At 53.0% G+C, this 12,251-nt stretch carries 13 protein-coding genes; 8 read left to right on the top strand and 5 right to left on the bottom strand.

Translation table 11 applies throughout. The features are described from left to right. Positions 1-2: 2 nt before the first annotated feature. Complete coding sequence (locus tag ACO6S1_RS10395) at positions 3-770, top strand: SDR family NAD(P)-dependent oxidoreductase (protein ID WP_422342629.1); 768 nt, start codon at positions 3-5, stop codon at positions 768-770. A gap of 288 nt (positions 771-1,058) precedes the next feature. Here ACO6S1_RS10395 and ACO6S1_RS10390 read toward each other — a convergent pair whose 3' ends face one another. After that, on the bottom strand, positions 1,059-1,748 hold the full coding sequence (locus ACO6S1_RS10390; protein WP_422342628.1) for a response regulator: 690 nt from the start codon (positions 1,746-1,748) through the stop codon (positions 1,059-1,061). Positions 1,749-1,810: 62 nt separating this feature from the next. Between ACO6S1_RS10390 and ACO6S1_RS10385 the strand changes: the two genes are divergently transcribed. The 6 genes from ACO6S1_RS10385 to ACO6S1_RS10360 all read left to right on the top strand — a co-directional run bounded on the left by ACO6S1_RS10385 (position 1,811) and on the right by ACO6S1_RS10360 (position 9,006). Beyond that, a complete protein-coding gene (locus ACO6S1_RS10385) occupies positions 1,811-3,772 on the top strand; it encodes an ATP-binding protein (protein WP_422342627.1) in 1,962 nt (653 codons plus the stop codon). Positions 3,773-4,530: 758 nt separating this feature from the next. Continuing rightward, entirely contained in the window at positions 4,531-5,208 is a 678-nt protein-coding gene (locus ACO6S1_RS10380) for a hypothetical protein (protein ID WP_422342626.1), read from the top strand. Positions 5,209-5,387: 179 nt separating this feature from the next. Then, positions 5,388-6,740 (top strand): hypothetical protein, encoded by a 1,353-nt coding sequence (locus ACO6S1_RS10375; RefSeq protein WP_422342625.1) that lies wholly within the window; start codon positions 5,388-5,390, stop codon positions 6,738-6,740. A gap of 37 nt (positions 6,741-6,777) precedes the next feature. Further along, on the top strand, positions 6,778-7,137 hold the full coding sequence (locus ACO6S1_RS10370) for a hypothetical protein (protein WP_422342624.1): 360 nt from the start codon (positions 6,778-6,780) through the stop codon (positions 7,135-7,137). After that, positions 7,134-7,946 (top strand): DUF1036 domain-containing protein, encoded by an 813-nt coding sequence (locus ACO6S1_RS10365; RefSeq protein ID WP_422342623.1) that lies wholly within the window; start codon positions 7,134-7,136, stop codon positions 7,944-7,946. Before ACO6S1_RS10370 ends, ACO6S1_RS10365 begins: the two co-directional genes overlap by 4 nt. Positions 7,947-7,992: 46 nt before the next feature. Then, complete coding sequence (locus ACO6S1_RS10360) at positions 7,993-9,006, top strand: hypothetical protein (RefSeq protein ID WP_422342622.1); 1,014 nt, start codon at positions 7,993-7,995, stop codon at positions 9,004-9,006. Positions 9,007-9,144: 138 nt separating this feature from the next. On the opposite strand, the gene ACO6S1_RS10355 is transcribed toward ACO6S1_RS10360, so the two are convergent. Together ACO6S1_RS10355 and ACO6S1_RS10350 are read right to left on the bottom strand one after the other, a co-directional pair. Further along, the gene (locus tag ACO6S1_RS10355) at positions 9,145-9,411 is read right to left on the bottom strand and encodes a hypothetical protein (RefSeq protein ID WP_422342621.1); all 267 of its coding nucleotides are present in this window, start codon (positions 9,409-9,411) and stop codon (positions 9,145-9,147) included. After that, positions 9,401-9,613 (bottom strand): hypothetical protein, encoded by a 213-nt coding sequence (locus ACO6S1_RS10350; RefSeq protein ID WP_422342620.1) that lies wholly within the window; start codon positions 9,611-9,613, stop codon positions 9,401-9,403. Before ACO6S1_RS10350 ends, ACO6S1_RS10355 begins: the two co-directional genes overlap by 11 nt. A 17-nt stretch (positions 9,614-9,630) precedes the next feature. Between ACO6S1_RS10350 and ACO6S1_RS10345 the strand changes: the two genes are divergently transcribed. Further along, positions 9,631-10,071 carry a hypothetical protein gene (locus tag ACO6S1_RS10345; protein ID WP_422342619.1) on the top strand — a complete coding sequence of 147 codons (441 nt, stop codon included), beginning with the start codon at positions 9,631-9,633 and terminating at the stop codon, positions 10,069-10,071. A gap of 110 nt (positions 10,072-10,181) precedes the next feature. Here the strand turns inward: ACO6S1_RS10345 and ACO6S1_RS10340 are convergent, their stop codons facing one another. Continuing rightward, entirely contained in the window at positions 10,182-10,601 is a 420-nt protein-coding gene (locus ACO6S1_RS10340) for a hypothetical protein (RefSeq protein ID WP_422342618.1), read from the bottom strand. A gap of 260 nt (positions 10,602-10,861) precedes the next feature. Further along, the gene (locus ACO6S1_RS10335) at positions 10,862-12,094 is read right to left on the bottom strand and encodes a UbiH/UbiF/VisC/COQ6 family ubiquinone biosynthesis hydroxylase (protein ID WP_422342617.1); all 1,233 of its coding nucleotides are present in this window, start codon (positions 12,092-12,094) and stop codon (positions 10,862-10,864) included. Between the last annotated feature and the right edge of the window lie 157 nt (positions 12,095-12,251).

Below are 12,251 nucleotides of genomic sequence, written 5' to 3'. Positions count from 1 at the left end.
ATATGACAACACCCAATTTTTCGACTGACCTGACCGGACGCACGGCCATTGTGACCGGCGCTTCTGCTGGCCTGGGTCACCGCTTTGCAAGCGTTTTGGCGGCTTGTGGCGCGAAGGTTGCCTGCACCGCAAGGCGGAGGGAAAAGCTTGACGAATTGGTTGACGAAATCACGGACAATGGCGGCACGGCGGCGGCTTTCGATCTCGATGTGCGTGATGCTGATCAGCTGAAAGCGATTGTTCCTTCAGTCACCGAAGCCCTCGGACAACCGGATATTTTGATCAATAATGCCGGCATCGTGGATGCGGCGCGAGCGGTAAAAATGTCGACCCAACTGATCGATGATGTCCTCGATACTAACATGCGCGCCGCCTATATATTGTCCTGCGAATTTGCGCGCCCGCTGATCGAACAGAAGATGCCTGGACGGATCGTCAATATCTCTTCCATCGCGGCCACCCATTATGATGGACATGGCGCCGCGCTTTATTCCACGACGAAGGCTGGAATATCCAGAATAACCGAGGCACTGGCTGTGGAATGGTCGAGATTTTTCATCAACGTCAATGCAATCGCACCGGGATTATTTCAAACCGACATGTCCGATGGAATGACCAGTCGCATGGGTAATTTTTACGAGAATTTTCCGCGCAAACGCCTGTGCCAGCCTGAGCAGATGGATAGCACATTGCTCTACTTGCTATCACCTGCATCGGAATGTGTGACCGGGACAATCATCAAGGTCGATGACGGTCAAGGGCCACGTTAACGCAGAACAGCTAGACCTAGATGATCGCTAATGTCCGCTTTGGGCCCAGAAAGCGGACGTTGATATGGCTTGATCTGAACAAGCGCCAAGCAATCCGCCCCACAGCAAAATTCTCGGGTTGCAACGCCCTTAGAATGGTGTGATCACACCAGTTCATTGTAAAACAATGCGCAGTACAATGAATCCCTTCTGATTTGGCTGCAGGAAACAGAAAATGAGGATATTAAAACGGATATTTCAGACGGCATTTGCAGGGCGATCGTGATGATTGTACTGGTCTACCCGAGATCATTCCAAGTCGTCGACAGTGCTCCCGTTGTCCCCATTTCGTGTGTGATCGACGATTTCCAAAAGCCCGTCACGAGCTGCCAATGTCATGAGTTCTGCTAGTGAGTGCACATCCAATTTTTGCATCAGGCTGGTGCGATGATTGTTGACCGTGTTTATGCTAATCCCAAGACGGGCGGCCAGCGTTCCGTTGCTGCCGCCCTGTATCAGACCGATAAGTATCTGGCGTTCTCGCCTTGTCAGGCTATCGTGAATGGATGGTTCTTCCAAAACAGCTTTTACACTTTTCGAAACCCGCATTTCACCATTGGCGATATCGCAAAGAAGCTGAGGCCATCGGTCAATTTCATCCCCCTTCAGAAGAAGACCGTGAGCCCCACTTGCCATGGCACATTTCATTATGGTCGGGTTTTGCAAACCGGTCATAAGAACGATTTTTGTGTCAGGGCACCAGCGGCAGATCTCTTCAACCACTTCCAGACCGGTGATTACCGGCATGGCAATATCGACAATCAAAATATCCGGACGATGTTGTTTGGTTGCTGCAATGGTTTTGAGACCGTCCTGGGCATCGGCAAGTATGGTAAAGCGACCATCACGTTCCAGCACACCCCGCAGCCCCGCACGCACAACCGCATGATCATCTCCGAGAACGATCCGCAGTGGATTTTGCGAGTGAATAATGTCCATTGTCCCCCAACCACATATTTTTCCAACGGTTTGCCAGCAAAACCCAGATCGGCAGGCACAATATGAACAGGGTGTCCGATATTATCAACCAACTTGTACCGCGCCTTCGAAACCGGTCATTTGGCGGAGTGACACTGCTGCTGTTTTCCTTCCTGGCACTGGTATTGATGAGTGATGAAGCCCAGGCGAAGCAGGACGTGATTGATCTCGCATATGTTTCAACAATCGAGGATATTCAGGAAAATTCAGAACCGGTCTTGCGGAAACAAACCGGCCCGATCGAATTGCTCCGATATAGTGTTCAACTTGAAAACAGCGGAGAAAAACCTCTGCTCTTCAGGGTAGTAACCGAAGAAGCTGCTCGGGCAGAGGTGTTGATAAGTGTGGTTGATCAAGGACAGAAAGAGATTCTGCTCCAATCCCGCCCACGGTTTAAGGATGCAGAAACACTCAGCAGTCAAAACCTTCAACTGGCATCTCGACCGGTCATTATAACCAGAAACGGATCGATACGGCTTGATATTGATATCCAAGTGGCCACTACTGACCGTGCGTTTCCGATCAGTCTGATTTCCGAAGATCAGTTTATCGCCAAACGCCAATTGGTTACCGCGGTTCATGGCCTGTATTTTGGTTCAACCTTGTTTGCCGTAGTGCTTGCCACCGGCTTTGCGTTTCTGATGCGCTCGCATGTCATTGCCCTGTTTTCGCTTTACACTTTCACGCTAATCTTGCTGAATGTTCATACCTATGGCTACGCAACACCCTATTTGCCGGAATTTTTCTCGATCCATCATGACGGAATAAAGCGTATCTTGCGACTGTCCTGGTGCGTTTTCTATTTCTTCTTTGCAACCAGCTTCACCAATGCATCCCGCAATGCTCCGCGCATGTACCGGATTGCCCTTTTTGTGGTTGGAGCAACCGTCATCAACTCCCTGGTTGGTGCGGTTTTTCAACTGCCTGTCACGACAATCATAATGATCGCCACAGGCACAGGTTTCTTTGCATTCGTTGGTTATTTTGTATGGTTGGCACTTCGTGAAAAGGTTAAAGGCGCAGGTTTGTTCGCGTTAGGCTTCTGTATCCTGCTTGCCTATATCATGCTCACGATACGTGCCGGATTTCCTGATGTAGCCAGATTCAATGATCAGTTCGACACCGCCGCACTTTTTCTTCTGGTGCTGGATTGCCTGGTCTTCGGTGCTGCGATCATCAGCCAGGTGCGCGGCATCATTCAGGAACGGGACGCATCAAAGGAGCAGCAGCTCGCGGCGGCCGTGCAAAGCAGCGAGATCGCCAACCGGCTGGCACAAGCGCATATTGATCGCAATATCGCCCTTGCAGAGATAAGTCGCGCGCGGCGCAGTCTTTCGGAAACGCGGCACGATTTACGTCAGCCCCTTGTTTCGCTGCAGAGCGCACTGTCTGGCGTTGACCCTAAAAACCGGGAACTGCACCGAGCACTGGAATGGAGTATTGACTATATAGATCAGTTGCTTTCGGCCACAACTCTGGATGAGGAAGGCGCTGTAACCACGGTGAAGAGAAAAACCGAGGATGTCCAAAGTCGTCAGGAGACAGCGCTGAATGAGCATTTGCTGACGCTGGAGCAGATGTTTGTCGAAGAGGCGCGTGCCAATGGCTGTACCCTCGAAATCAGGAAGAGTGATCTAGTTCTCGCGGTACCGTCGGTGGCCATTCACCGCATTCTGTCGAACCTGATCGACAATGCGATCAAGCATTCTGGCGCAACTTGCATTGGTGTGGAAGCCGGACTGCACGATGGGCAAGCCTGGATAGAAGTGACCGATAATGGCTCTGGGTTACCACCAGACATCCTAGCAAAATTCGATAATATGGGCGATGATGAGCAGCGCGATCAGAATCACGGACCACATGGATTGGGTCTTGGGATCGCGCGTTCGATATCCGCCGGTGAAGGCCTGAAACTTGAACATTGCCCGACAGATTCCGGGACTCGCTGGAGGCTATCCGACATTCCCCTTGCAGCAACCCGATGAATTTCTGCAAAATTTAAACCGGACCGAGACTATCTGACCTAGTTAAAGTTAACGTAATTCTTGCCAGCTGGTACCAACAGAGTTGCCAAAACAAGCCTCTTTTCAACACTGCCTAAAGCCTGCTTTTGGCTTAGTGTGGGCACGAGGCTAGTGACTGCTATGTGGGCAAAACGTAAGGCAGCACTTCCTGGATATGGGCTATCATCAATTTTGCCAAGGCCTAATCAAATGTCCTGCAATTCAGAAAGCGGACCTCATCGGAGAGCGCGGTCTCTACCGATATAAAAGCTGCCCGGTCGCCTTTTATGTGGAAACTGGCAAGGTCAGTCGCATAGCGCATCCCGCTTCCACTCTGGGATCGGGGGAGGAGCAGTGTTCGGTTTTTTGTTTGGCTTCGACTGGACGGATGCGTGATGGAAATCAACGAGTTGGCATCAATGGACATCCATGCGATCTGGAGACGGAAACTACCGTCACAAATATAAGTCGTGGATCCCCGGTCCGTGCGGAAGACCAGAGCCAGACTGTCATTCGATTGGGCGAGTAAAGGTGCAGCGAAACAGGCCGGTAGGAGCACTAATCCTCTGATAATCTGCTTCAAAAGTCGCATCTGATCAATCCTCTGATGGGACGAAACGCCCGTATTAGTGCCTCTAGTCTATCCGATTGCCGGTTGCTGCCAAATGGTGTGATTGCACTATTCCGACCTGGTTCGATGGGTCCTAGAACCAGCGACACATTCATTCAGGAGACCCGATATGCGACCACAAACCGCGTTGTTAATTGCCGCCACAAGTTTGACCCTTTCCGCCTGTCTGGGCGGCAGCGGGCCGGTTAAGAGCAATCTCTCGCAATTTCACACACTGGATTCCGTTCCGGCTTCCGCCACTTTTTCGGTAGTCTCGTGGCGGCCGGAACTGGACAATTCGCTCGAGTTCCGCAGCTATGCGCAGCGATTGACTGCGATCATGCGGGAAGCCGGACTGAGGGCCGTCGCACCTGGTCAGCCGGCGGATTATATTGCCTATCTCGATTATGGCATCGATGATGGTCGCCCCGTCACTTACACTTACAACGTGCCTCAATGGGGTGTGACGTATAAAGCCCAGACAACTTCAACTGTAGTGGACGAAACCAAACCTGGGCAACAGGTCATCAGCAGCACGGTGCGGGGCGCGGATCCGACATATGGGGTTACCGGATATCAGCAGGAAGTACGGAACAGAACCGTCTATGCCCGGTTTGTGCATATCGATATCCTGCCAAAGAACGCGAGCGCCCAAACCACTCCGGTATATGAGTTGCGTTTGAAGAGCAGCGGATCGTGCGGCAGCATTCCATCATTGATGCCGCGTTTCATGCGGGCCATCGAGAAACGGTTTGACCGTAAGTCCGGATATTCGGGCAAGGTCAAAACTGGCGGTGTAGACTGCTAGCCTCTTGCTGACCCAATTCCACAGATAGCAGGGAAAAGCTCTTGAAAAAGCTATAATTTTTACAAATTTCCTGAACTCCAGATGAACGGTTTTCTGCGGAATATAGTGTGATTCCACTATGGGCTTCCATGTCACTTTTCCACATGATTGCTCCATCGTCAGAAACGGAGAGAACGACCATGAAAAAGATCAGACTGTATTCCGGATTGTCGCTTGCAACAATGGCATTGGCCGCGACCACCATCGCGGGAGCGCAGCCGGCGCTGGCACAGTCCCAAGATTTCCGTTCCTTCTTTCCAACAACCGCCAGCGAAGCGGGCGAAGTGGGGCAGCGCGACAATCAGGCCAGGGATCAAAGAAGAAACGCCCGGAAAACTGCCGACCCCGATTTCAAAGGCCCGGATTATCGCAGACATGTCGGTGATCTGGCGGTCAACGGGGATCTTCCGGAGATTGAACAACGTGGCTATGACGCGCGCCGGGCTCGCAAGGGACAGCAAGTCAACAATGTAAACGACCTGACTCCGGTTGAACGACAGCAGCTTGATCGTCGGGGCCGCAATGCGCAAGTCGCACATGGGGTGCGGCCAGGGTATCAGAATAATGGTCATCCGACTGCGCAACGCAGCACCAACCGCCATCAGCGCGACCATGCGCGTACGCCGCGCGGCACGAACTTTCAGGGCGCGGCCTATCGCGAACATACCGGTCGGCTAGCTGGAACCGGTAATTTAAAGCAACTGGAACAGCGCGGATATGACGCCCGGCGTGCCCGGCCGGGACATCAAGTCCGGGACGAATATGACTTGACGCCGAACGAGCGCCGGGATTTGCAGCAGCGTGGCCGGCAGACGCAAGTTACCCGCGGAAAGCGCAACGGTTTTCGTCCTGTGGCTTTGGGAGCGACCTCTGACCACGGACATTATCAACGGCAAGCAAGATATGGCAACAATGGCTATCCCGGTGCGGGGAGAGCGCCATTTCGCGGCCAGGGCGCACAGAATATGAGCAGGGCTAGCCGGATAAAAGGTACGGCCAGGACTAGCTTCACCGCCACCTCCATATCGAACAAGGTTTCAGGCGTCGATATGGGTACGGAGGCCTTTGGCGGGCGCAGTGCCGGAATTGGTGAATATGGCGTCGACATGACTATCGGTCAGGTGCAAACTTTTGCCAACGGAGATGATCCGGTCATGGCTGCAGGTCGGGCGACCGAGCGCTTTGGTCAGAATCTTTATGGCGCCGCACATGGTATTGGCGATTCTATCCGCGACCCCCGGAAAATCCCGGGGAATGTAGTGCGAGCTGGCACAGGCGTTGTCCGAACCGGTGTTGGCGCGGTGCAATATGTCGGTGAAAAGACGATCAAGACAACCCGTGACGGCGCCCGGTTCATGACCGACCCCAACTATGCGTCCAAGCAGGTCAACTATGGCGCCAAGCGGGTCGGGAAGACGGTCAGCAATATCGGCAAGTCGACCTGCAAGGGGTTTTCCACGCTTCTAGGGCTCAACAAGAAGAAGTGCAAATAAGGAGCGGTCGCAAATAATCCATCGCAGGAGAATGATCATGACGGGACTTTCGAATATTATCGGCTCCGCAGCGTTACTCGTCACTGCCATGACGGCTGCCTTATGGGCCGTGCCTGCCGAGGCCAGCGGGACAGCGCCCCAGTATCGGGGCTATTGCGAGGCAAAGTACCGGACCGGCGCACTCGAAGGGGTCAAACCGCGCTGGAGCCACGGCTATAACAGTCGCACAAAGCGCATGGAATGCCGGGAAGCGGATTCCATGGGTTTCAACACGTCCGTCAAAGGCCGGACTTTCTGGATCAACCTCAACGATCTGTGCCACTTCACAACCGGCAGATCAGATTTCCATTGGCATGGTGAAGGCCAAGTTGCCTGTGGAAGGAATGACCACAGATGATTACGAGACTTGTTCGCCGTTCAATGCCGGGGTTGTTTCTGTTGACAGCCTGCCTCACGACTTCCGGCCTGTTGTTGCCATCTCCCGTAAAGGCTGGAGGATCATCGATCGATCTGTCCAAATTCTGTGATGGCCGATATCGAACGGGCTTGCTTCGGGGTCTAAAGTCCAAAATTCGGGCGAAGTGGGACCCGAAGAGGAAAAAGTGGGGATGCTTCATTCCCGGTTCGTTCGGCTATGGCATCGTCACTCCGGCTGGTTTCAAACCTCTCGGCTATGCCGAAGCGTGTCGCAAGATGCGCGGTACACCAATTTATCATGTACATGGCCGGACACTGCATTGCGGTCGGGATACCGCACAGCGCCAGCCGCCACCTCGCGAGGCTCCGCCTGTGCCGCCATCCAATGGCTATGGGAGAGGTGAGGCCCAGTATACCGCATTGAGCATGTGCAATCGTTCCCGCACCGAAACCATCTACGCCGCGTGGGTGTGGCATGACTGGGGTGAACGGAAGCGCCCCAAAAACTGGCGTGCCCAAGGCTGGATCAGATTGGCCCGCGGACAGTGTGAACGGATAGAGTTTCCGCACTACCGTAACGGTGATCCTTATGAAGATACGGTCTATCTGCACGCCACTTCGGACAGCATAAACTGGGGAAAAGGCGACTACGCCTTCTGTCTGCACCCATCTGACTTTGATCATCTTGGTGCCGACAAAATGGCGTGTACCGGCAGGGATCAGTGGCTTGCAGAGACGTTTGAGTTCCAGTTAAATCCGGGCGCCGAGAATAGGTTCAATTTCAACTAGCCGCTGATAGTGCCAGTATTCAGACCAAAGTTTCAGGAGGTGTAACATGCCTATATTTGCAAGAAAATTGGGTGCAATTATCAGTGCCGCTTTCCTGTTCGCATCGGTTCCGATATCTGCCCAACGCCTTCCGACTACGGAAAATGGCTTCTACATGATGCGCACGAATGCAGACGACCTTTCCGAGTATCGGTCGGTAGACAGCATGTGTATCGGTGAGAATCACGATGCTCTGATCGCCTTCCAAAGTACCGGCGATGGCACGGTTGACTTTTTTGATCTGAAACAGGGTGAAAAGGTTGCTCCAGCCAAATTGAAATTGAGCGAACCGGATGCCGGGGTCAGCCAGATACGTCACAAGCTGATTGAACCGGGAAGCGATGAAGTTGTTTTGGAACTGCATTTCGTAAATCCTGGCGCATTGGGCAATCCAACCAAAATACCCATGGCGACGCTATCCCACGTCAATGTAGGGCACATGAACTTCACAAATCTCGACTGCATGATGGGCAAGCATATATTATACGCCGGCATCGATCAGAACCACAGAGTAACGGTGATGACTGACGCAGAAGGTAATCTTTCTTTTCTGCTGAGCTCGATAAAAGAACCCGGAGTGGCGATGAATTTGACCGACGGGTTCTGGTCCTCTGGCAAGCGGGAAGAAATCATCTTTACCTTTATTGAAGGCAGCGCGGTGACAAGCATCAAGGCTGCGCCTCACCAGCGCATTGAATATCCGGCATGGCGAACCGCCAACCCGGACGGGCGTCAATATTCGGCAAGCCCTAATGGGTTTTTCGTAGCCGATATGGCAAAGCTGGGCAGCAAGTCGAACCGATTGCCCTATGGGCTGGTCCTGCATTTTGAACGGCTTGAAATTTGCCGTCATCTTGCTGGTGAAACCAGCGGTAATCCGGAACGCGACAAGCAGGTGGCGCATAGTTGGCAAAAGGCGGGATGTGATGAAGCGAAGACGCATCATGCTGGATATGTTAAGCAATTTACGGACAACAAGCCGGTTTCCGAAATACTGAAAACACATGGTTTTGAATTCTAGGATTATAGTCGCAGGCGCTAGTAACAGGGAAAAAGCAACATGGGCAGCAAGGGCTATATCGCAGGCGGGCTTTTTACGGCCGTGCTTTTCATTGCTTCTATCCTCTTGCCAGTATCATCAAGCAACCACGTAAAGGCATCACCCGTAATTCCCGCCATGCTGCTCCAAACCATCGGAGAGGCCGAAAACCAGTGCCGCATCACTCAGGATAGTTGCATGATCAATTCGGATCGTTGCAAAGCCGATCATGACAATGCAATCAGGCGGCAAAATCAGTGCACAGCCCGGCAGGGCAAGAAATATCGTGCATGTTACGACAGGGTCTATCAAACGTTGAGGCCCACCATCAGTTCCGGAAATCGTCAGCGGGTTGTGGAATGGAAGCAACAGCAAGCTAAACGTCAATGCCAGTATCTGAAAGACACAAGACGAAGCTGCCCAAAACCACAAGATAGCTGTTATTCGCGCGGCTATTGTATTCAGCAATATCAGCGTTGTTCATCGAACGCGTTTCTGGAAGAGCAGTCATATAGCCAGCCCGCTGGCCCTCAACCGCCGCAACGGACAGAACAATACACACCTCCACCGGCACCGCGAACCGTTCCACGCCGGCCTTCCGGCCCGGTGAGCGGTTTGCCTTGGAATGACAAGCGACCTACCGTTTACCGCGTGGAAATCGAGAATACGTGCAAGCACCCGGTCAAGGCGGCATATGGCATCAAAGGGGGCAAAAAAACTGCGGATCGCAGTTATGGATGGAAAGTTCTGAATCGGGGAAGAAACACCATCGCGTTTCCGGAGGAACAGGTTTCTGTAAGCATATATCTGAAGCAAGGCGATCTTGCGAGTGTCAGAGCGAGAGGCGGGCTGGTGGTCTATGAGCACGACGCCTTTGGTCGATTTTATGTAAAGGATGACGGTGATTTTGACCTGAGTTACGATATGATCCACTCACGAACGCCACCCAAGCCGGGCTATCGCCAAGCCCGGTTCGCAACCCTGGCGCAGGGATTTGGTAAAAGTGCACGGCGCTACAAAGTCATAAAATGCAAAACAAAACGGTAATTGCTGTTGCTCGGCAATATCTGCTTTTGACGCACACATCGCGATCAGGTTGCCATAAACATCCTTAGATCATGCCCATCCTGCAATTGAAGTGTACCGTCGAAACTTTTTCAAATTGGCCATTTGCGATGGCGCACAAGCCAGAATGCCGCGCCCGCCGCAGCGCCAATTGGGCCAAGCGTAAGGTAATCTTCAATGGCACGCATCACCGTTATCTGGTCGCCGCGGAACAGGACCGGGATCCCGGCTGCAGCTCCGGCAAGGAGGAAAAACCAAAGCCTGGTGATCTTGCGGAATTCGGAAACAACTATAGCGACCAGAGCGACGGGAGCCGCAAGTATCCCTGCCATGGCAGCGAACAGAGGCAGATAGCCCGCCTGGTTCGCGATATCCTCGCCCCAGGTCACGCTTTCCGAGAGCGGCTGACCAATCGTCATAAGGCTGCCGACCAAAAATATTCCGAGCGAGGCCGCAAAGCAGGCGGCAACATAGGCAAGTGCAATGCGGATGAGTGCCTTCATGCTTGTCATGATGGTGACCAAAGCAGGTTCCTCTCTTCAGGGGACTATTTCGCGACAATATAGTCCGGCCTGACCAACCACGAATGGTCTAAAGACACTATTCTCGGCTAACGAAAGAAGACCGCGAGCAGTTCACCGCCATCCCAATGCTCAATGTCCGTTAGCTATATGGCCTGACAGATGACCGGTATTCGGACTTGTTTTCGACAATATCTAATGTCCGTTTTCGAGATGTAGCCGCCGGCTTCCCGGCACATTTAAGAACCGACTTAAACCAGATCCCCCATTAGCAGCTTGGGCAAATCGCCGCTTTCTCCCCGGGCTTCGGCCATGAACTGATCCTTTAGTGGCGGAAGGCGCTGGACCATTCCGATACCAAAACGGCGGATCGCGGAGGATGCGTCTCCCGGCAATCCGAATAGCCGCGTCAATATGTCTGTCGCGGCAGACATCATCAGGTTGTCCAGCCCGCGCCACCGGTCGTAACGGGCCAATATCTGGGCATCGCCCAGGTCCAGTCCGGTACGCGCGCCATCGACTATACATTCGGTTAGCGCCGCGACGTCGCGCAAGCCAAGGTTTAAACCTTGCCCGGCAATCGGGTGGATACCGTGGCCGGCGTCACCCACCAGTGCGAGGCGTTCAGCGGTTAAGCTGGCGCTGTGATGGAAACCCAGCGGATAGGTGACGCGGTCAGACTCCAGTGTCATTGGGCCAAGAAAGCCGCCCGTTTTCTTCATCAATTCCGCTTCGAACGCGCGTTTGTTGATTTTTGCCAGCGCCTGACCATCCTTGCGCGCCACGGTCCAGACTATCGCCGAGCGGTGGCGGCCCTTGTCATCATCACCCATTGGCAAGACCGCAAACGGTCCGGAAGGATAGAAAATCTCATAGGCTGTATGTTCATGTGGCTGTTCATGCGACACCGTGCAGGCAATTGCGCTATGATCATATTGCCATCTTGCCATTACGATACCTGCTGCGTCGCGAACCGAACTTCCGCGACCGTCGGCGGCAATCAATAGCGGCGCGATATGTTCATCACTATTTTCGAGCGAGACAGAGACACCATGGGCATCGCGATCGGTTTGTTGCACCCGTATGGGCATATGCAGATTAATCCGCTCGTGCTTTTGCGCGGCTTCAAAAAGCGTTTTCTGCAAAAGGCGATTTTCGATCATCACGCCCAGCGGACTGTCAAACTCATCGGGCGTAAAGTCGAGCTTTCCGGGCTTCAGGCCATCGTTGATGAGAATCCTGTCGATCGGGGACGCATGCGGTTCCAGCTTTTCTGCTAGGCCGATGGCGACGAATATATTCCAGCTCGCGCTATTAATCGAGGAGACCCGAACATCATTTTTGGCATCGCGCAAATCTGCTGGATCAGCCCGATCAATGACTGCTACCTGCAATCCATGCGCAGCCAATGTCAGTGCCTGGGTCAATCCAATCAGACCAGCGCCCAAAATAATCGCGTCACTATGCTTTGCAGAATTGCTCATATAAGGGCCTCGGTCTCCGGTTGGATAGCATCAAGATAACCTCCGCAGGACCGAAAAGAAAGCATGTTCGGTCAAAGACTAGCCAACAAACTTGTCGGCAAAACTTGACGCGGAGTCACCGATTCGCGCAAAGGAAGCATAGTTAATATGGGTTTGG

The organism is Parasphingorhabdus sp., from assembly GCF_965233695.1.
Lineage (GTDB): Bacteria > Pseudomonadota > Alphaproteobacteria > Sphingomonadales > Sphingomonadaceae > Parasphingorhabdus.
Note: the sequence above shows the minus strand (reverse complement) of the source record. Positions and strands in the feature narration are given on the sequence as shown.

Coding starts and splice junctions, on each gene's coding strand:
- ACO6S1_RS10365 (WP_422342623.1), top strand. CDS start 7,134: ATGATTACGAGACTTGTTCGCCGTTCAATGCCGGGGTTGTTTCTGTTG.
- ACO6S1_RS10340 (WP_422342618.1), bottom strand. CDS start 10,601: ATGACAAGCATGAAGGCACTCATCCGCATTGCACTTGCCTATGTTGCC.
- ACO6S1_RS10335 (WP_422342617.1), bottom strand. CDS start 12,094: ATGAGCAATTCTGCAAAGCATAGTGACGCGATTATTTTGGGCGCTGGT.
- ACO6S1_RS10370 (WP_422342624.1), top strand. CDS start 6,778: ATGACGGGACTTTCGAATATTATCGGCTCCGCAGCGTTACTCGTCACT.
- ACO6S1_RS10390 (WP_422342628.1), bottom strand. CDS start 1,748: ATGGACATTATTCACTCGCAAAATCCACTGCGGATCGTTCTCGGAGAT.
- ACO6S1_RS10395 (WP_422342629.1), top strand. CDS start 3: ATGACAACACCCAATTTTTCGACTGACCTGACCGGACGCACGGCCATT.
- ACO6S1_RS10380 (WP_422342626.1), top strand. CDS start 4,531: ATGCGACCACAAACCGCGTTGTTAATTGCCGCCACAAGTTTGACCCTT.
- ACO6S1_RS10360 (WP_422342622.1), top strand. CDS start 7,993: ATGCCTATATTTGCAAGAAAATTGGGTGCAATTATCAGTGCCGCTTTC.
- ACO6S1_RS10375 (WP_422342625.1), top strand. CDS start 5,388: ATGAAAAAGATCAGACTGTATTCCGGATTGTCGCTTGCAACAATGGCA.
- ACO6S1_RS10385 (WP_422342627.1), top strand. CDS start 1,811: ATGAACAGGGTGTCCGATATTATCAACCAACTTGTACCGCGCCTTCGA.